This window comes from Treponema sp. (genome assembly GCF_045641405.1).
GTDB lineage: Bacteria > Spirochaetota > Spirochaetia > Treponematales > Treponemataceae > Treponema_D.
Map to the genome: position 1 here is coordinate 17105 of NZ_JAZUGX010000005.1, position 18590 is coordinate 35694.

The window sequence follows — 18590 nt, forward strand, 5'->3', positions numbered from 1 at the left end:
TACAATGGGCAGAAGATATCCGCCTCCGTCAACCGATGAAATAATCGCCTTCAATCTTTAATGTTGCACTGCCACCAAAGAGAATGGCGGCATTCATTTCCTTTATTTTCACTTTGTTGAACACCCTGTCATCACCGCCTTGTTCAAGACTTGCCGGAGTTCCATTCCAAAGATTATTTTTAAGCATATAGCGGGCAAAGGCGGAATTTGATGAACCTGTCGCAGGATCCTCAAGATAGCCGAATTTTGGTGCAAAAACCCTTGTGTGGGCAATGCTGCTTTTATCTTCCGTCTCCATGGAAAAAATCAAGATGTTTTCCATTCCATTGCCAAGAACAAAATCTTTCAGTTTTGCTTCATCAGGCCAGATGGAAATTTCATCCGCAAGTTTCTTTACTGGAACGATTAAAGTTTTCAGTCCTGCCTCAATATGGTCAATTGGCAAAGTGGAATCAAGAACACTTTCATCAATTTCCAGGGCACTAAGTATTTCAGTTTTTGAAACGGAAAGTTCAAGTTCCTTTGTCTCTGGAGAAGTGATGTAGACCGCATCTTCTTTTTTCAGTTCGTTGTATACGGAAAGGATTCCCTTGCGGTTTGTTTCAATTTTTACTTCCGCTTTTTCCATTAACGCCGGATTGTTTCTGATGAATTCGTACATGGTGGCAATGGTTCCGTGACCGCAGAATTCAACTTCACATTCCGATGAAAAATAAGTCAGCTTGCAGTCGGCGATATCAGAGCTGTTTACAAAAACAACTTCAGAAACAAAACCTGAATGTTCCTTTCCAACCTGAAGCATTTTTTCATCACTTAATTTTTTTTCACCAAGAAAAAGACAGGCGGCTGGATTTCCAAGAGAATTCCCATTTGTAAATGCATCCACTTTTTTATATTTGATTTTTCCCATGTGTCATTTCTCCAATATGATATTCATTCCGCAGCCCTCGTGGTCATTGGGACGGCTGACAAATCCAAATTGCTCGTAAAAACTTTCGCGCCCCTTAGCGGCAAGCAGAAGCATTTTAACTTTCCAACCTGGTTGCATTCTTGATTTGACTTCTTCAATTGCGTGTTCCACAAGTTTCTTTCCGATTCCCTGTCCGCGGAATTCTTCATCCACTATGACATCGGCAAGGTAGGCCGTGTATCCGCCGTCCCAGAGGATTCTGTAAATGCCTACAGTTTTTCCGTCCATAAGGCATGAAAAACATATGCTGTTTTTCAAGAGCTCCTCCACCTGTTCATGATGCAGATCACCCCAGCCAACACTGTGGCGGAATTTCTTGTAGATTTCAATTTCAATTGTGTTTATGAATTCAAAGTTTCCCATCATTCTGTGCCTCTCTGGTCTCAATGTGTCCGCATGTCCGATGAAACTTCATAGACCGTGTATTCGTGGTCAAACCTGTATCCAAGTTTTTCCGCAAGATGAACTGAAGTAAGGTTCTGCGCGTCCCAGCTTGGATAAAGATTTTCGTCAAGGCAATTCAAAATCAGTCGTGCGCAGGCTGCGGTGGCAAGGTTTTTCTTTCGCTCGTCAGGCATGGTGTCGACTTCAATTTCAATTCCTTCCCTGTACCTTGTGTATGATGAAGCTCCTGCCGCGATTTTTCCATCCTTTAAAATCACAACTCCGCGTCCCATTGCAAGAAACTTTTCTTTTGTCCCAAATGAAGAAACAAAGTCAGCCGTTACAGGATCCAAAAGGCATCTGTCATAAAGGTCGCTGTCAATTTTTCTTATCTCGTATCCGGCAGGGAGAAGTGCCACCATTTTCTCAAGATGGGCCCTGTCAAAAACCGTATCCTTTCTGATTGCATAGCGTGTGTTTTTCTTTGCGTCCGGAAAACATTTTTCGATGAGACAACTCCATCCGTCGTTCTGGGGTGTCATGATGATGAATCCTTCAGGCTTGTTCCGTACAAGTTCTTCATCCGGAACTCCAGCAAAAAATTCAAAGCACCCGACAAAGGCAGCAGCGGATTCTGGGTTTTCAACATCAGTCACAAAAACTTTTCCCATGACCTGCTGAAGGCATGAGTAGATCAATGTTTCTTTCCATCCTGCAAAAAGGGATCTCACTTTTTCGTTTATCTCATTCAGCTCGTATACCACAGTCGTCCTCCTTTGCAGACAGTTCAATGTTGCTGTTCCGCCGGAACTTATTCAATAAAGCAGTTCTTTAATTATATAGAAGAAAATATAGAATTTGCAGTTTTGAGTAAACGTTTAAAAGATGTTTATTCTGCCTTGTTTATGGGGAATTTTGCCATATGATTGTTCTATGGATAAAAAAAATAAATGCATTATAACTTAAATGAGCAGGTTTTTAGCTGAGTTTTAAGGAGATTCTATGAAAAAATTTCTATTATTAGTCGTACTTTCTTTTACATTGCTGGGCTGCTACAACCAGACCGTTGAAAGACAGTCTAGTTCTGCCATTACGATTACAATCAATTCTGATGACGGTCAGACTGTAATGACCGTTGATGAAGGAACAAGGAACATCACCAGTGCCACCTACACAAGTGCGGAGACCGGAGTTACCGTCAACAAGCTTTATACCTACAACAATGAGGACCTGCGTTCTGTAGCGGTCTCTGATTCTGCAAGAGGTTCATACACAATCAGCTATGAAGAAGAAACAGGTGCCACACGTTCATTGATTGCTGAGGAAACAATGGCGCCTAGAAAGGTTAAGAAAATTCATAAAACATATAACGGAACTACCCGCGCTGCTGCATCCTACGAAAACAGCAGTCCAGATATTGTTGAATATCAGTATGACGAAAACGGAAACCTTACGAGCATTTTCAGAATCGATGATAAAAACAACATCATCTGCAAAGGAGAATTCTAATGAAAACATTTTCAAAAAGATTTTTTGCACTTGCATTCAGCGCCACAATCCTTTCTTCTGCCTTTGCAATTGATGGTCTTATTCATGATTCCATTCTCATACTGTCTGCCAAAATTAAGGATTTCTCAGATATTGGTATCCGCGAAAATATTTCAAGAGGAAAGGCAGTTACCACAAGTCCCCTTGATCTTGAAGTTGGTGACATTTTTATTGATGTCAACGGAAAAGCAAAAAAAGTTGTAAGCATTACAAGATCAGGGAATAGCATCTCAATCAATGCCATTACACCGGAAGTAAGGGAAGTGTTTGATGGCATTCAGATTCCAGAACAGACTGCGGATTTTAGTGCTGCAATAGAAGAAAGGGATGCATTTGCTGAACGATTTGATCCACCTGAATTGGAATTTGAAAATCCAGAGTCAATGACAAGATCCCCGGCCGTTACAAAAACCATGCTTGATACGGTTATGCCAACCAGCGAAGGATATACTAAATGGAGCTTTACAATTTCTCCTAAGGGAAAGTCTCTTTTCAACAAAGGTTCATTTGATGACCTTAAGAAAATGACTGATAACGCCATAAGAGAAGCAAGGGATGCGCATGATGATAAAACCGTAGAGGAACTTGAAGGTGCAAAAGCCATGATGTCCAAAAGAGAAAGCTCAATATCTTCAACGGCACAGGTTTCAATTACTCCTCAGGTCAGATACAAATGCTGGCAGAACAAGGCTGTCTATTCTGCGGCCTATGCAAAGACAGGAATCGACACCCATGGCACCTGGAAAATGTGGAAGTGGACAACCTATTACACACCTGGTTATGTAAAATATGACTGGTACAGGGATGTTGAATTTGGAGCCGGATTGAATGTTACTGGGGCAATCAAGACAAATGCATCGGTTGCAATTCCAGGACTTTCCTGGGGAGAGGGATCCAGTGGACCATATGCAGGATTTTTCATTGATTTTTCTGTCAATGGAGGCGTAAGTGTAGACTACCAGTATTACAGTAGATCCATGCATCACTCAAATGTCTTCTCAAACATCAACCTTGCATTTATTCCAAGCAATACAAACGCAGATGATATTTCATGGGAACCGGATGCTCATCAGGTCGTAATCTGTTTAACGGGAAGCATGACCCTTGGTCCTTCAGCTAAAGCCGGTTTGATTTTCTTTGGAATGAACATTCTTGAACTTAAAGCAACTGGCGGTGGAAAGCTTACTGCAAATATAGGAGGAGCCTGGACAAAGGTAAATTCTGAAACAGATGAATACAAAACACTGTACGACTCCCTTGATGTCAACAACCCAGACGCAGGATTAATGAAAACAAATATGGAGGCTGCAAAGAAGAAGTTTGACGACCTTGAGGCAATCAGCGGTTGGCAGCTTATGGGAAAGGTTTCCCTCGGATATTATGCCAATGTAAAGCTGTCTGCATTCAAGAACGTAGTTTCCTTTGACCTTCTGAATATTGACCGAACCCTCTGGAGTACAACAGGAAATGGAAAACCTTCGATAAATTATTCTTCACCATTTGCAAATGGAAAATGGGATCTCTAGGGGGGGGCAAAGAACATGAAAAAAGCAAATGCAATTATTTTTTCAGTGATATTTGTTGTTTACTCATTGTTGGGCATCTCCTGTTCAAGCAGCGTAGGCGGTGATGATGGCAGATCAATAGATTCAGATGTTGTATACAAGGAATTATCAAGCTCCCTTCAACTCAAATCCTTTACAGAATATGTCTATGACAAATACAATTATTCGGACTATAAGGAAATAAGGGAATATAAATCCAGTGGTGTATTGCTGGATACAATTGAGTTTTTCTATTACAGCAAGGATGAAGCCGAAGACTGTCCTCTTGGAAATGCCATTAAAAATGAACTTTTAGCTGATTTTGACAGAATCAGTTATAACAAAGACAGTGAAACTGGTAGATATGTTTCCATTCTTTGTTCTGTGGATTCAGAAGGAAAGCAAAAGCCTGTTGAAAAAAGTTATTACACGAAAGTAAAATCCGGAGTATACAGCTCCCAGCTTGCAGTTACATATGATTTCGATGACAGTGGAAACCTAAAAAAAGATAAACCATGTGACATTATCTTTGACGGTTTTGTTGATTCTGTTGTAAATACAACAATCGAATACAAGAAGCTATCTGAAGGTTCCAATCCATCGGTTTACAAGAATGTACGATTATGCTTTAGCCCGGAAACTGATAACTCTGTTTCATACTACAGGGTGATCGAAGTTGATAATAATAAACTTAAAAATGTTGCTTTCCAGGAAACTGAATATTGGACTTATGGTCTTACCTGCAACGCCAGCAACATCAACGCTGATACAGATTTGAATGGGGATTTCACCTTTACCTTGAATAAGGCTCCAAAATTTTCCTACAGGAATTTAATCCCTGATGATAAATATGACCCTACCAAAACAGAATGGTATCAGGTCAACAGGACAATCAATTTCTTTGAAGCATCTTCAGATAGAATTACAAACACATTGTATACGCTCTACAAGATGAGCTGGGACACGGAACTTTATGAAAACGGCTTCATACTTCAGAGTGAATTCAATACCAATGAAGATTTTTCAGAGGTTGGTGACAGAATAAAAACCGTAAGTATCATTCCGGAAACAAGGAACAGGTTAAGAGCTTACCTGTTTATCTATGGTGATAGTACACAGCAGAAGACAAGTTTTTCTTATGCACCATATCCAAAGATTCAGGATACACCGGGAAACTCAAAAGCTGATGAATACAACAACCAGATAGACGGAAAGTTTTACATAAGCAAGGAAACCTATTTCAAAAGGAAGTCGGAAGAATCTTTGGATTTAATGGAAGATTCCAATTACCAAAATCATTTCTATTTCCAGGATGGTTATCTCATCAATCAGGTTGTAGAATATGATTCGGGATCATCTGTTGATGTAAACGATGGCCCATTCTCTGGAGACCCCGACATGAGCAGATCTTTAGACAATAGAAGTTTAAGGATGATCATGGATTGATTCGCGCGGAGTGTTTAATACCCAGACGCTTCACTCACATGAAAGCATTTCTTGGTTCCTTTCAAAATTGAATTTTTTGACAATTACATTTATCATTAAGGTATGTCGGAAAATAAAAATGAAGTTGCAGACAGCAACGTGGATGCCATCAAGGCAAAGATGAAGAAATTTGAAAACAGCCGTACCCTTATGGCGGCTCTGTTTGCTCTCCTCTGCTATTACTTTTATGATTCATACAAGGAAGGAACTGCTTCCATTCTTTATTTCATCGTAATCGGAATTATCATGGCTGCCGACATCGGCATTTTTGCCTATGTGACGGTTCTGATACGAAAGCTTGCAAAGGAAAGAAAGGAACTTGAGAAACAGTGATTTTCTTCCTGTCTGCAAGCAGGATCTCATTGACAGGAATATTTCTCAGGTAGATTTCGTATTTGTTTCTGGGGACGCATACGTTGATCATCCAAGCTTTGCATCGGCGCTTCTTGGCCGTCTTCTTGAAGCAAACGGATACACTGTCGCCATACTTGCGCAGCCAGATTGGAAGGACGTTGAAGTGTTCCGCCAGTTTGGGCAGCCTAAGCTTGGTTTTCTTGTAAGCGCAGGTGCCATGGACAGCATGGTTTCAAACTATACGGCCAACAACAAACCGCGCTCTGAAGATGTCTATGCCCACGGTGGAGTAAAAGGTCACAGGCCTGACCGCGCAACAAGCATCTATGTCCAGAAAATCCGCGAGGCCTATAAGGGAGTCAATGTACTTATCGGTGGAATAGAAGCAAGCTTGAGGCGTACTTCCCATTATGACTATTGGACCAATACCGTAAAGCGTTCCATTCTTCTTGATTCAAAGGCAGATCTTCTCATGTACGGAATGGGTGAACATTCTTTGCTTGAAATTGCGGCCCTTCTAAAGGAAGGTGTTCCTGCCCGCCAAATCCGGGGTGTGCGCGGAACATGCTGGTATACAAGCAAAAAAGAAGAAATTCCAGAGGATGCAATCTGGCTTCCGTCCTATCAGGACATTTCCAAAAACACGGAAGAAAGCAAGGAGCTTTTTGCCCGAAGCTATTCGACTCAGGAACAGAATACGGATGCCATCAACGGAAAAATTCTGGTTGAACCTGCGGACACCCGTTTTGTTGTCCAGATGCCGGCAGCACTTCCTTTGACAACTGAAGAATTTGACAAGGTTTATGAGCTTCCCTTTACCCGTCGCTGGCATCCAATGTATGACGAGCCTGCGGAAAACAACAAGACTGGAATTCCAGCCCTTTCGGAAGTAAAGTTCAGCCTTACGAGTTGCCGCGGATGCTTTGGAGCATGTTCTTTCTGTGCCATCACTTTCCATCAGGGACGGCGCATTCAGGCAAGAAGCCATGAAAGTTTGATAGAAGAAGCCAAGCGCATGACGGAAGACAAGGACTTTAAGGGATACATTCACGATGTTGGTGGTCCTACTGCAAACTTCCGACACGATGCCTGCGAAAAACAGGCAAAGGCCGGTGCTTGTCCTAACCGTGACTGCATGGGCGTAAATCCTTGTCCCAATGTAAAGGTCGACCACACGGATTATGTTTCGCTTCTAAGAAAACTCCGCGAGCTTCCAAAGGTAAAGAAAGTATTCATCCGTTCGGGAATCCGCTTTGACTACCTGATGATGGACAAGGACAAGACTTTCTTTAAGGAACTTGTAATGCACCACATCTCGGGCCAGCTTAAGGTTGCGCCGGAGCATGTAAGCGATAATGTCCTTTCATTGATGAGGAAAAGCACCCACAAGGTCTACGAGGACTTTGCAAAGGAATATGAGAAGACCAATAAAGAATGTGGAATGAAGCAGTACCTTGTTCCATATTATATTGCGGGGCATCCTGGGGCTGGTTTAAACGAAGCAATTGAAACCGCCCTTTATCTTAAAAAGACGGGATTCGTTCCGGATCAGGTTCAGGATTTCTATCCAACTCCCGGAAGTCTTGCTACGGCAATGTATTACACAGGCTTCAATCCCCACAAGGAAGGCGGCGACGGACATCTTGAGAAAGTCTACGTTGCCCGTGGTGGACATGAGCGCCGTCTACAGCGTGCCTTGCTCCAGTTCAATAAACGCGAGAATGCAAACCTTGTTAAGGAAGCTTTGCGTGAAGCTGGAAGGGCAGACTTGATTAAGGTTTTACTGGGCAGGTGATGATTGCTTTGCCATCTGTGGTTTGATAAAAGGAAAAATTTATGCCAAGAAACACAGGACATGCTGATCTTCCTCTTCATTCGGGAATAGTCCCAAAATGGCTTGCGGACAGAATGCGTGACATGGGCACTTTGATTGTAGAAGCCCTGATCCTTCAGTATGGAAAAAAAGAAGTTCTCCGCCGATTGAGTGACCCGCTCTGGTTTCAGTCTCTCGGTGCTGTTCTTGGAATGGACTGGCATTCAAGCGGAATTACGACCAGCGTTATGTATGCCCTTAAGCGCGGAATTAATGCTCGTGCAAAAGACTTTGGTCTTGTTGTCTGCGGCGGCCGCGGAAAATATTCACGAAAGACTCCGGAAGAACTTGAGTTTGTAAGCAACATGGCTGGCCTTGATGGAAACGGTCTTGTACGCAACAGCAAGCTTGTGGCAAAGGTTGACAGCACTGCGGTCCAGGATGGGTTCCAGCTTTACCAGCACAATTTCATTGTAAGCGATGAGGGTGACTGGACGGTTGTTCAGCAGGGAATGAACAGCGCCACAAAAACTGCACGCCGCTATCACTGGTGTTCTGAAAATCTAAAGAGCTTTGTAGAAGATCCTCACACGGGAATTACTGGTGAAAACCAGAAATACATATTGAATCTTACGGACAGTGATGCAAAGGAAACCCGTTCTTCCATCCTTGACCTTTCAAAGGAAAATCCTGATCGGATAATCAGCGAGATAAGGGACATCCAGAATCATGGTGTTTCAGAGGCGGTGATAAAGGCGGAAAAGCAGCAGCTGGAGCTTTTTGAGGACACCGAACATAAACTAACGAAAGTTAGCCTAACGGAAGAAATGCTTCCACCAGTCGTTAGCCGAAATATCGTAATGCCTGCACACCACGATGTAAGGGCAGAAGATGTAGATTTGAAGCGTCTTGGCGGGGTTCTTGCAACGGCCTATGAAAGCGATCCCAAGGATTTTGAAAGCCTTCTATTAACGCCTGGTCTTGGTCCAAGAACTTTACAGTCACTAACGTTAGTTAGTGAAGTAATCAACGGTACACCAAGCCGATTCCGTGATCCTGCCCGTTTCAGCTTTGCCCACGGTGGAAAGGACGGACATCCATTTCCAGTACCGTTACGCATTTATGATGAAAGCATCAGGATTCTCGGTGACGCCATTGAAAGGTCGCGGCTCGGTTACAAGGAAAAAAGCGAATGCATCAACCGACTTCATAGGACCCAGCTTGAGATAGAGGAGCACTGCGATCCACGGGCGGATTTTGAGGCTGTCCTTGAGCATGAAAGATTGAATATGCCAGGATGGGAAGGCAGATCAGAATGTTAAGGATTGAAGGAAACCAAATTTGAATTCAGTTGTTTAGGAATTATAGAATGAAAAAAGCATTTATTATTTTAATCCAGCTTGCGTTTATTTTTTCCTTTGGGTCGGCTGCAAAAAAAATCAGCAGAAATTCTCCTGTGGTCCTTGACTGGCAGTATAGGGACGAAGGAGGTGAAATTCCAGCGTGGGTCACTGCCATCGCTCAGTCTGACAGGAATACGGTAATCAAGGAACTGGAGCTTGAAGGCTACAAGGTTTGGACAGTACAGGTATCTGGTGACAATCTTGAGATGCTTGAAATGTTTGACGATGTAGCTGGTGTCACCGAGGAAATCTCAAGGGAAATGACTTCGGAAATCAATGAAGTCACCATTGCCGACAACGACATGGCTGAAATCAGCATGCTTAAGGTTCAGGAAGTGTTTTCTCAAAGTGAAATCAGAGGACTTCAGAAAATGTCTTCATTCTGGATTAAGAACGGCACCTTGAAAAAAGGTGTAAAAAAAGCAAAAAAAGAAAGTGACTATCAGGTGAAATTCAATTACTATTCAGTATGGGTCATGGACTCAGATCTTTATGAAGTTCAGCTTAAGAATGTAATAAATGAAATCAACGAATAAAATACAAGAGAGGTTTTAAATGAAAAAGATTATTGGAATCGCCATGGTTGCAGCTGCTGTGATGGGAGCTTTCGCCGCTGGAACAAAGGTCAAAAGAGTTTCAAGCGACAAGGTCATAGATCTTGACGGATACTGGAATGATACCGATGTCCGCATTGTCTGTGATTCACTTATTGAGGAATGTGTCAGTTCTCCAAGAATCGCAAGGTTTGAGGAAGAGAATGGAAGGCCTGGACTTGTAATCGTCGGTAAAATTGTGAACGGCAGCAACGAGCATATTGATACTTCAATCATCGAAAAAAGGCTTCGTTCAGCGATCATAAATTCAGGTGTCCTTGAGTTCGTAGTTTCAAGGGATGAACGCGAACAGCTCAGGGACGAAAAGATTGATCAGGAACAGCATGCCAGTCTTGAAACTGCAAAGGCAATGGACAACGAGGCTGGAGCAGATTTCATGCTTACAGGAACGGTAAAATCCATCGTCCAGAAGGAAGGCAAAAAATCCGTAAGAGCATATTTTGTAAACGTCACTCTTTCTAGCATCGAGACAAACAAGATCATCTGGCAGGGTGAGAACGACGAAATCAAGAAAGAAATCAAGAATCAGAAGAAGAAATAAACGCCATGCGTAAGTTTTCCGTAATATTTTTAGTTTCCGTTTTGTCCTCAGCAGTTTTTGCAAAGACTCCTCAGTGGGTAAAGAATCCTTCAAAGGTGTATCCAGCCCAGGATTATTTTTCTGCAGTTGGAAATGGCAAGACACAGCAGCAGGCCGAACTTTCTGCTGTTGAAAATCTGGCTGCAATTTTTGGTCGCAATGTCCGCTCTGCATCGTCTACTTCTTCAAGGTTGAAGCAGGCAGAAGCAAACGGAACGATTTCTACTGGTATGTCCGCAGATTTTTCAAAGGACATCATGCAGCGTGTTGCGGTAGAAGACCTTATTGGAATTGAACTCAAGGAATACTACAGCGAAGAAAAGAAGTTCTATGCACTTGCCGTAATGAACAAAAAAAAGACGGAAGAGATTCTGCTTACTTCCATAATGGCAAACAATAGTAGGATTGAAAATCTTCTCTGTGCATCAAAGCCTTCTGAGCTTTACACTTTGGAAACCTATGCCCGTTTCGACTTTGCCCGTGAAATTGCGGAGCTTGATGAAAAGATGCTTTCAAAACTTGAAGTGATCAATGTTAAATCTGCAGAGGGAATAAAGAAACAGCTCTATACGACGGCTTCTGTCCGTTCGCAGATGCTGGACATAGCAAGGGCTATTCCAATTTTTGTTAAGATTGTCGGAGATGAAGATGCTAAGATGTTCCAGGCAGTTTCAGAAATGTTTGGGGCCTATGGATTCCGTGTTACAGATTCAAGTGAAAGCCGTTACACATTTTTTGCAAAGATGGAAAAATTTGAACGCGAAGCTGACAACAAGAAAACCGTTCAGTGCATCTACAGCTTTGAAGGTCAGCTTAAGGATGAGCAGGAAATGGAATTCCTTTGGTCAACTTCCTTCAATGGCAGGGAAAGCTCGGGCAGCAGGGAACTTCTTCCTTCAAAGACCCAACGTGCCATGGCAAGCAAAGTAAAATCCGATTGCGGAAACAGCTTTGGTAAATTCCTTGGCAACATGAGGACTGAATAAACTACTGCAGGAGCATCTTGTCGCTGACAAGTCCCTTGTTTTTTATTGACCTGAACTTTTCTACAAGATCATCCATGGTCAGGTTGGCTTTTTCTTCCTTGTCGATGTCCAGAATTATTTCTCCACCGTCCATCATCAAAAGGCGCGTTCCATAATCAAGGGCGTGCTGCATGTTGTGGGTTACCATCATTACCGTAAGGTTGTATTCCGCGGCAAATTTTTTCGTAAGCTCCATTACAATTGCGGCATTTGTCGGATCAAGGGCGGCTGTATGCTCGTCAAGCAAAAGCAGATCAGGCTTAGACATTACTGCCATCAAAAGTGTAAGGGCCTGTCGCTGTCCGCCAGAGAACTGTTCAACGTTGTCATTCAATCTGTTTTCAAGACCCATGTCCAGAACAGAAACCTGCTTTTTGAATTCCTCGCGGAGCTTTGAGTTCAAGCTTATTTTCAATCCCTTGAATCCTTTTTTTGATGCTATGACCATGTTGTCTTCAAGGGACATTTTCCCAGCAGTTCCCAAAAGTGGATTCTGGAAAATACGGCCGATGTAACGGGCCCTTTTGTATTCCTTTTCTTTTGTGATGTCTTCGATTCCTTTTTCTGTTTCACGGAGGATTGTTCCGCTGGTTGCAGAATAGGTTCCAGCAATCACATTGTACAAGGTTGATTTACCTGCACCGTTGGATCCGATGACAGTAATGAAATCTCCCCTGTTGATTTTAAGGTTTATGTTTTTTAGGGCGTGATTTTCATCCGGAGTGTTTTTGTTGAAAACGATGTTGATGTCTTTGAGTTCAATCATTTTGCCTCTCCTTTGTCTTTCTTAAAGCGATCCAAAAGATTTGTTCTTGAAACGATGAGGCAGGCAATGATGAGTATGCCCGTTACAAGCTTTAGGTCGTTAGGAGTGATGTGCACTTTGTATCCATAGCTTCTTGCAAGAATCATGAGGGCACGGTAAACGATGGAACCGATGAACACGCGCAGCGTCTGGAGCCCGATCCTGTTTGACTTGATGATGAACTCACCGAGCATTAAGGATGCAAGACCTGAAACAACAATTCCAGTTCCCATTCCAACATCGGCAAAGCCGTTGTACATTGCGGCAAAGCTTCCAGCAAGGGCGGCAAGTCCGTTTCCAAAACAGATTCCGATGGTTCTTACAATGTCAGGATTCACACCCTGGGAAACTATGAGCTGTGGATTTGATCCAAGGGCACCCATGGTAAGTCCAAGGTCCGTGTGGTAGAAAAGGTCCATGAGCAGCTTTAAAACTACAACAAAGATGATAAGGAAGAATACGAGTCCCCATTCAACATCAAGTTCAAGTCCCATGTCAAAAAAGAGATCGTATGCTCTGTCCTGAATCTTTGAAAATAGTGTTTCTATCTTAAGAAATGAAATGTTTGCCTTGTTTGACATTATCCTCAGGTTGACTGAATATAGCATGGTCATGGTGAGGATACCAGCAAGCAGATCAGGGATCTTAAGTTTTGTGTAGATTGCACTTGTAACAAGTCCTGCCACGAGTCCAGAAAGAAAAGCAATCATGATGGCAGCTGCAGGAGACATGCCTAAAGTAAGGCAGGCTGCAAGAACACAGGCGCCAAGAGGAAAGCTTCCATCCACAGTCATGTCGCAGAAGTTGAGGACTCTGAAAGTAGAGAAGACCCCAAGTACCATGATTCCGTAGATGAGGCCTTCTATCAAAATTGAATTAAGCATACTTTATTTTTCTGTAAGCTTTCCGTTCTGGAAAATGAGATTAGCCTGCTTGATGAGCTTTTCATCAACGTTGATTCCGCAGTTTGCCGCAGTGTCAAGGTCAATGAGGAAATCGCTGTCAGATGGGTCTGTCATGAAGCGGACTGGGAGGCTTGCAGGCTTTGCGCCGTTGAGGATCTTAACGACCATTTCTCCTGTTGCGCGTCCAGCCTTGTAATAGTTGAAACCAGATGCCATGAAAATTCCACCCTGACGGGCTGCTGTTACGTCACCTGAGAATACAGGCTTCTTTGCTTTTCCGAATACGCTTACAACAGATGCGATGGCGCTGAAAACAGTGTTGTCTGTTGAAAGGTAAAGTCCATCACAGCGACCGACGATTGCTTCACAGGCTGCCTTTACTTCGTCAGACTTTGTAATGCTCTGTGTCACAAGCTTGATTCCTGCTTCCTTGCATCCCTTTTCAACAAGGGCGAGGGCACTTGCGGAATTGTCTTCGTTGCTTGTGTAGATGTAGCCGAGTGTCTTGATTCCAGCAACTTCCTTAAAGAGCTTGATGTGCTGTTCTGTAGGAATTGCATCGCTCATGCCTGTAACATTGCGTTCACCATGGGCTGTTGTAGAGACAAGTCCTGCGCCGACTGGGTCAGTAACTGTTCCAAAGACAACAGGAATGTTCTTGAGTGTTGTTGCAAGGGAAACAGCGATCGGTGTTGCAATACCGACTGCAACGTTTACTTTTTCTGCCTTGTACTGTGCAGCGATCTGTGCTGCGGTTCCAACGTCTCCGTTTGCATTCTGGAGGTCATATTCTGCATCGATTCCAGCATCCTTGATTGCATCCATTACGCCACGCTCAACGTCATCGAGGGCAACGTGCTGAACAATCTTTGCGATACCGATCTTAACTTTCTTGCCCTTAGCAGGCTTTGCGAATGCGCTGCCAAGAAGAAGAGCAGCGGCTGTAAGTGTAAAAATGATTTTTTTCATAAGATTACCTTCCTTTGTTTCTATCAATAGTAACAAAGGAAATGGTAAAAGTCAAAGGTTTTTAAAATCATATTAAAAAGGTTAGCTAATGAATTTTTGATAGGGAAGCATTACATTCCTCTGCTGAACCTGAGCGTAGTGAAGGGTAGAATCAATCGAGAATCGGATGATGTGTATTCAACGGATTACGGGTGGGCTTTGTTCCGCGATGACAGCGGGGATGTAAATAAACTTAAATCTCATTACAAGAGGGTCTACGGCTGGGATGAACGCAACAGGCTTGTATCCAGTGTTGACGCAAACTACACCACATCTTATATTTACAGTGAGGGCGGAGAACGCACGAACAAGTACACAGCATCGGGCGAAACCCTGTATTTCAACAGGATGTGGACGCTTCATACGGATGCCGGAAACCGCATTCACGGCGGACAGTATGCAAAGAACGTGTACCTTGGAGAGACAAGAATCGTCACCAAGCTGCGTATGGCCAACGATGTATGGGCGGATGCAGAAGAGGTGCAGCAGTACTTCTATCATTCGGACCATCTTGGATCTGCATCCATGATTACCGACTACAAGGGGGATGAATACCAGCGCATAGAATACACGCCATACGGAGAAACCTGGATAGAGCGTACAGACAACAGGGGGCTTGAATACCTGCCGTACAAGTTCAGCGCCAAGGAAAAGGACGAGGAGACCGGACTCTACTACTACGGTGCGCGCTACCTGGACCCAAAGTACTCCACATGGATAAGCACCGACCCGGCGCTTGGGGAATACATCCCTGGAGCCGGAAAGGGAAATTCGAAGGATGCTGGAAGCCTGCCTGGCATGGGCGGAGCCTATAACCACATCAATTTTAATTTGTACCACTACGCCGGCAACAATCCGGTGAAGTACACGGATCCGGATGGGAATGCAATCCATATTCTTGTAGGCGCTGGAGTTGGTGCTGCTTTGGGAGCTGCAGCTGCTTGGGCTGCAGGAGGAGACCTGAAGCACATTGCCGCAGCCGCTGCAGGTGGAGCTGTTACCGGAGGCTTAGCTGCCGCTACATGCGGCATGTCTCTTGGAGCACAAATTGCCGGGTCGGCTATGGCAGGTACAGCCGGATACTGTGCAGAAAAATTGGTGGCCGGAGAACAGGGGTCGGTTGAAGGAATGGCCATGGCTGCTGCAGGAGGTGCAGCGGGTGCTATGGTCGGTGCAGTCATAGAAGAAGTGGCTCCAAAAGTTATTTCTGGGCTGTCTAAGGCTGTTTCAAATGGTTCAAAAACAGTTTCAAAAGGGCCTTATGCAAACTTGACTGATTCTCCGTCCGTTGGTCCAGGGAAGCCTTTTACACCAGCACAAAAAAAAGCAATTATCGAAGAAAACATGAAACGAAATGGAGGTGTAGTACGTTCAGATGGTGATGGAAGGCTTTTGGTTCCTCCTACAAAAAGCATGAAAGGAGTAACTCCAAGTCCTGATGAATGGCAAATCGATCATATTTATCCTAAAAGCTTGGGTGGATCAAATAGTTTTAGTAATGCTCAAGTTCTATCAAGGCAAGAAAATATAATGAAATCAAACAAGGTGGAATAAGATGAAATTTTTATTTAAAGAAGATAAAAATACGATGGTTATTACAACAAGTAATATTATTAATAAAACTGATATTATAACGACAGTATATCATGATAGCGATGATGGAATGTGGCAATTTTTGGGGAAAATACAAATTGATGAAACAAATGCCGTGTTGGTAAGTCTTGAAGAAATTTGTATGATTGATGAATCAGTTAATGAATTGTATCAGATGCCTTGTGGCTATATGGCTTATAGAGAAATTGACTTGTGGAAGGTATCGAAATATTCTTGAATCTTCAAACATGCTGAATACTATTGCTATGACACAGACCTCTGAATCTGCCACAAAACCTTAGCCATCCAAAAAATGTGATTTGTATGGCTAAGGCATAAAATGAGCTGAAACCGGGCGGTTTGCAGTGCAGATCGTCCGGTTTTTGGAAAAAAATTTCAGGGAAGGAAAGGTTCTGGAGCCAGTTTTCCGCGTGTAAGGTGCAAATTTTAAGTTGATACCCACATCAATTTTAATTTGTACCACTACGCCGGCAACAATCCTGTCAGGTATACGGATCCTACTGGTATGTGGATTGATAATCCCGATGGAACTTCAACAGCACAAGAAGGAGATACTCTTTGGGGTAAATATGGATCGAATTGGAGAGAGGCGTCTGGTTTCACACGAGATCCAAGAACACTTCAAGTTGGGGAAACAGTTGGCAAAAGAAATACACTTAGTCAGGATAATGCTGAATCAAGTGGGAATGGACGAAATGTGGTAGAAAAAACACAGGATAATACTTCTATTGTTTCAAGTTATAATTTTTCAAGATGGACTTATGTTCCTGTAGAAGGAATTGGTGTCAATGGAGGATCCAGTTTTACTGGTTCGACATTTTTAAATGACAAAAGTTTGTCCATATTTGCAAGCGGTTTTTTGGTAGCTCAAAATTTAGTAGATGATTATGTTTTCTTTGGAGATGCAACTTTATTTGTTGATGGAAATAAAGTAGGAAAATCACATTTTCAATATCCTAACTACTCTTTTATAAGCAATGGACCTCCATATAAAGCAATAGGTGATGCTAATTTTGATTTCGATTTTACAAATGCACAATCTATAGAAGTGGATTTACATTTTAGAGCAGGAATTGCAGTAGATGCTGGCATAAATAAACGTTTCATAAATTATTCAAAATATAGGATGAAATTAAAATGAAAAGATTGTTTTTAAATTTTTTACTTGTGGTTCATGTTATATTGATTATGGCATGTTCTACTCAAGAAAAAAGATTAAAAAAATTGTGGGAATTTGAAAAATCAATAGATTATCAAGAGTATACAATAGCTGATAAAGAGAAAATTGATAAACTGCTGGAATGTTTTTTTCAAGAAGAAAAGTATAATATAGATTATTGGGACAGTGGTTATTCACAGCAATGCTATGTGTTAAGAAGACTTTATTATGAGGAAATTTTAACTAAAGAGGATTTTCTCAATCGATGTGCCAATGTATATAAACGATATGAAAAAAATCAAACAAAAGCTTCGTTTCATACGATGGGATTTGCTCTTTGCCTTTACTACCTTGGACAAACAGACAAGGCAAGGGAAATGCTTATAGGAGTTTTAGAAAATGCTTCCGAGAAAGATTTTGTTACAAAAAGTGATTATGAAATATCTATTTATATCTGTAGAAAGTTTTTAGATATACAAAATATAATTGATAGCGAAGATTATTATTCAGGTATGACGGAAGAAGACATAATAAATATATTCTGTGGAAATTAAAAACTTCAATTACTCCCGCAGGCCCGGTGTTCCGCCGTCCATGGCTGCACACCTAAACAGAATGTGCGTTATGTTCAGCAGCCGTCGTGGCTGCAGTCCGCTCCGCCATATAACGTACATTCTGTTCACCTGCTAAAACGCCAGTAGAAAAATACACTTGTTAAAAATTTACTTTTCAATGAATTTAAGTAAACTTACAAAGCTCCCGCAAGTTGGAAAACAAATGCAAGCGGAGGTGAACAGAACACTCATTATTTTGCGAAAGCGAACAGCCGCCAGGAATGCGGATGAAAATAATGCGTGTTCTGTTTAGCAGTTTTACACGGACGTAAAACTGCGTGCCGAAGCGATGTCATGGAAGGGATGTAATCGTTTTATACTATGCCCTGCGGGAGCGACTTTTGCATTTTCCTTCAGAAAATACAGAAGTTTAGGAAAAACTTGACGATAGATAATGTACATATTATTATGTACATGGAAACTAAAAATGACATAAACAAGAAGAAACACGACATTTCATTTGAAATGGCAGTCCGTGTTTTTCTTGATGAAAAGCGTGTTGAAAAACTTGATGTTGAGCATTCAACGCTTGAAGAAGAACGGTTCAATATAATTGGACGAGTTTCTGACATGCTGGTTCTGTTCGTTGTAGCAACAGACAGAAACGGAAATACAAGAATCATATCAGCACGAAAAGCTGAAGAAGATGAGGAGGAAGAGTATTATGAAAACTATGACGCTAGATGAAGTAAAGAAGCTGCCGCCGTTGACAGAAGCAGAAATAAATGCCGCAATAAGCTTTAAGAACACAGATTTTTCTGACTG

The 18590-nt window shown here is 42.4% G+C and carries 20 protein-coding genes; 14 read left to right on the plus strand and 6 right to left on the minus strand.

Annotated features, from left to right (window positions below):
- Positions 1 to 28: 28 nt before the first annotated feature.
- Genes ACKI39_RS00690 through ACKI39_RS00700 form a run of 3 tightly spaced genes read right to left on the minus strand, consistent with a single transcriptional unit; the run spans position 29 to position 2118 of the window.
- Entirely contained in the window at positions 29 to 910 is an 882-nt protein-coding gene (locus tag ACKI39_RS00690) for a PhzF family phenazine biosynthesis protein (protein WP_407396642.1), read from the minus strand.
- 3 nt (positions 911 to 913) lie between these two features.
- Entirely contained in the window at positions 914 to 1336 is a 423-nt protein-coding gene (locus ACKI39_RS00695) for a GNAT family N-acetyltransferase (protein ID WP_407396644.1), read from the minus strand.
- A gap of 17 nt (positions 1337 to 1353) precedes the next feature.
- Complete coding sequence (locus ACKI39_RS00700; RefSeq protein ID WP_407396646.1) at positions 1354 to 2118, minus strand: GNAT family N-acetyltransferase; 765 nt, start codon at positions 2116 to 2118, stop codon at positions 1354 to 1356.
- Positions 2119 to 2356: 238 nt separating this feature from the next.
- Here ACKI39_RS00700 and ACKI39_RS00705 point away from each other — a divergent pair, with 238 nt between their 5' ends.
- From ACKI39_RS00705 to ACKI39_RS00745, 9 genes are all read left to right on the plus strand, one after another.
- Entirely contained in the window at positions 2357 to 2863 is a 507-nt protein-coding gene (locus ACKI39_RS00705; protein WP_407396648.1) for a hypothetical protein, read from the plus strand.
- A complete protein-coding gene (locus tag ACKI39_RS00710; RefSeq protein WP_407396650.1) occupies positions 2863 to 4428 on the plus strand; it encodes a hypothetical protein in 1566 nt (521 codons plus the stop codon). Before ACKI39_RS00705 ends, ACKI39_RS00710 begins: the two co-directional genes overlap by 1 nt.
- Before the next feature lie 15 nt (positions 4429 to 4443).
- Complete coding sequence (locus ACKI39_RS00715) at positions 4444 to 5892, plus strand: hypothetical protein (protein ID WP_407396652.1); 1449 nt, start codon at positions 4444 to 4446, stop codon at positions 5890 to 5892.
- A gap of 102 nt (positions 5893 to 5994) precedes the next feature.
- A complete protein-coding gene (locus ACKI39_RS00720) occupies positions 5995 to 6264 on the plus strand; it encodes a hypothetical protein (protein WP_407396654.1) in 270 nt (89 codons plus the stop codon).
- Positions 6251 to 8080, plus strand: a complete 1830-nt coding sequence (locus ACKI39_RS00725; RefSeq protein ID WP_407396656.1) for a YgiQ family radical SAM protein — start codon at positions 6251 to 6253, stop codon at positions 8078 to 8080. Before ACKI39_RS00720 ends, ACKI39_RS00725 begins: the two co-directional genes overlap by 14 nt.
- Before the next feature lie 41 nt (positions 8081 to 8121).
- Positions 8122 to 9420: a DUF763 domain-containing protein gene (locus ACKI39_RS00730; protein WP_407396658.1), complete on the plus strand. Its 1299-nt coding sequence runs from the start codon at positions 8122 to 8124 to the stop codon at positions 9418 to 9420.
- Positions 9421 to 9467: 47 nt separating this feature from the next.
- Positions 9468 to 10037, plus strand: a complete 570-nt coding sequence (locus tag ACKI39_RS00735) for a hypothetical protein (RefSeq protein ID WP_407396660.1) — start codon at positions 9468 to 9470, stop codon at positions 10035 to 10037.
- A gap of 19 nt (positions 10038 to 10056) precedes the next feature.
- Positions 10057 to 10656, plus strand: coding sequence for a penicillin-binding protein activator LpoB (locus ACKI39_RS00740; protein WP_407396662.1), 600 nt, complete (start codon positions 10057 to 10059; stop codon positions 10654 to 10656).
- Positions 10657 to 10697: 41 nt separating this feature from the next.
- Positions 10698 to 11681 (plus strand): LPP20 family lipoprotein, encoded by a 984-nt coding sequence (locus tag ACKI39_RS00745; RefSeq protein ID WP_407396664.1) that lies wholly within the window; start codon positions 10698 to 10700, stop codon positions 11679 to 11681.
- A 1-nt stretch (position 11682) separates the two neighbouring features.
- On the opposite strand, the gene ACKI39_RS00750 is transcribed toward ACKI39_RS00745, so the two are convergent.
- The 3 genes from ACKI39_RS00750 to ACKI39_RS00760 are packed head-to-tail and all read right to left on the minus strand — an operon-like array spanning position 11683 to position 14399.
- Positions 11683 to 12486: an ABC transporter ATP-binding protein gene (locus ACKI39_RS00750; RefSeq protein ID WP_407396666.1), complete on the minus strand. Its 804-nt coding sequence runs from the start codon at positions 12484 to 12486 to the stop codon at positions 11683 to 11685.
- Positions 12483 to 13409 carry an ABC transporter permease gene (locus ACKI39_RS00755; RefSeq protein ID WP_407396668.1) on the minus strand — a complete coding sequence of 309 codons (927 nt, stop codon included), beginning with the start codon at positions 13407 to 13409 and terminating at the stop codon, positions 12483 to 12485. The genes ACKI39_RS00750 and ACKI39_RS00755 overlap by 4 nt, the downstream gene beginning before the upstream one ends.
- Positions 13410 to 13412: 3 nt before the next feature.
- The gene (locus tag ACKI39_RS00760; protein WP_407396670.1) at positions 13413 to 14399 is read right to left on the minus strand and encodes an ABC transporter substrate-binding protein; all 987 of its coding nucleotides are present in this window, start codon (positions 14397 to 14399) and stop codon (positions 13413 to 13415) included.
- Positions 14400 to 14495: 96 nt separating this feature from the next.
- Here ACKI39_RS00760 and ACKI39_RS00765 point away from each other — a divergent pair, with 96 nt between their 5' ends.
- The 5 genes from ACKI39_RS00765 to ACKI39_RS00785 all read left to right on the plus strand — a co-directional run bounded on the left by ACKI39_RS00765 (position 14496) and on the right by ACKI39_RS00785 (position 18512).
- Positions 14496 to 15992 carry an RHS repeat-associated core domain-containing protein gene (locus ACKI39_RS00765; protein WP_407396672.1) on the plus strand — a complete coding sequence of 499 codons (1497 nt, stop codon included), beginning with the start codon at positions 14496 to 14498 and terminating at the stop codon, positions 15990 to 15992.
- Between the two features lies 1 nt (position 15993).
- Entirely contained in the window at positions 15994 to 16269 is a 276-nt protein-coding gene (locus ACKI39_RS00770) for a hypothetical protein (RefSeq protein ID WP_407396674.1), read from the plus strand.
- Positions 16270 to 16557: 288 nt separating this feature from the next.
- On the plus strand, positions 16558 to 17193 hold the full coding sequence (locus ACKI39_RS00775; RefSeq protein WP_407396676.1) for a hypothetical protein: 636 nt from the start codon (positions 16558 to 16560) through the stop codon (positions 17191 to 17193).
- Positions 17190 to 17765, plus strand: coding sequence for a hypothetical protein (locus ACKI39_RS00780; RefSeq protein WP_407396678.1), 576 nt, complete (start codon positions 17190 to 17192; stop codon positions 17763 to 17765). The genes ACKI39_RS00775 and ACKI39_RS00780 overlap by 4 nt, the downstream gene beginning before the upstream one ends.
- 474 nt (positions 17766 to 18239) lie before the next feature.
- The gene (locus ACKI39_RS00785) at positions 18240 to 18512 is read left to right on the plus strand and encodes a BrnT family toxin (RefSeq protein WP_407396680.1); all 273 of its coding nucleotides are present in this window, start codon (positions 18240 to 18242) and stop codon (positions 18510 to 18512) included.
- Positions 18513 to 18590: the final 78 nt, after the last annotated feature.

Excerpts from the sequence above, each read along its gene's own strand:
- ACKI39_RS00780 (WP_407396678.1), top strand. The coding sequence starts at position 17,190 with ATGAAAAGATTGTTTTTAAATTTTTTACTTGTGGTTCATGTTATATTG.
- ACKI39_RS00690 (WP_407396642.1), bottom strand. The coding sequence starts at position 910 with ATGGGAAAAATCAAATATAAAAAAGTGGATGCATTTACAAATGGGAAT.
- ACKI39_RS00755 (WP_407396668.1), bottom strand. The coding sequence starts at position 13,409 with ATGCTTAATTCAATTTTGATAGAAGGCCTCATCTACGGAATCATGGTA.
- ACKI39_RS00730 (WP_407396658.1), top strand. The coding sequence starts at position 8,122 with ATGCCAAGAAACACAGGACATGCTGATCTTCCTCTTCATTCGGGAATA.
- ACKI39_RS00710 (WP_407396650.1), top strand. The coding sequence starts at position 2,863 with ATGAAAACATTTTCAAAAAGATTTTTTGCACTTGCATTCAGCGCCACA.
- ACKI39_RS00705 (WP_407396648.1), top strand. The coding sequence starts at position 2,357 with ATGAAAAAATTTCTATTATTAGTCGTACTTTCTTTTACATTGCTGGGC.
- ACKI39_RS00715 (WP_407396652.1), top strand. The coding sequence starts at position 4,444 with ATGAAAAAAGCAAATGCAATTATTTTTTCAGTGATATTTGTTGTTTAC.
- ACKI39_RS00720 (WP_407396654.1), top strand. The coding sequence starts at position 5,995 with ATGTCGGAAAATAAAAATGAAGTTGCAGACAGCAACGTGGATGCCATC.
- ACKI39_RS00775 (WP_407396676.1), top strand. The coding sequence starts at position 16,558 with ATGTGGATTGATAATCCCGATGGAACTTCAACAGCACAAGAAGGAGAT.
- ACKI39_RS00750 (WP_407396666.1), bottom strand. The coding sequence starts at position 12,486 with ATGATTGAACTCAAAGACATCAACATCGTTTTCAACAAAAACACTCCG.
- ACKI39_RS00735 (WP_407396660.1), top strand. The coding sequence starts at position 9,468 with ATGAAAAAAGCATTTATTATTTTAATCCAGCTTGCGTTTATTTTTTCC.
- ACKI39_RS00785 (WP_407396680.1), top strand. The coding sequence starts at position 18,240 with ATGGAAACTAAAAATGACATAAACAAGAAGAAACACGACATTTCATTT.
- ACKI39_RS00770 (WP_407396674.1), top strand. The coding sequence starts at position 15,994 with ATGAAATTTTTATTTAAAGAAGATAAAAATACGATGGTTATTACAACA.
- ACKI39_RS00740 (WP_407396662.1), top strand. The coding sequence starts at position 10,057 with ATGAAAAAGATTATTGGAATCGCCATGGTTGCAGCTGCTGTGATGGGA.
- ACKI39_RS00695 (WP_407396644.1), bottom strand. The coding sequence starts at position 1,336 with ATGATGGGAAACTTTGAATTCATAAACACAATTGAAATTGAAATCTAC.
- ACKI39_RS00760 (WP_407396670.1), bottom strand. The coding sequence starts at position 14,399 with ATGAAAAAAATCATTTTTACACTTACAGCCGCTGCTCTTCTTCTTGGC.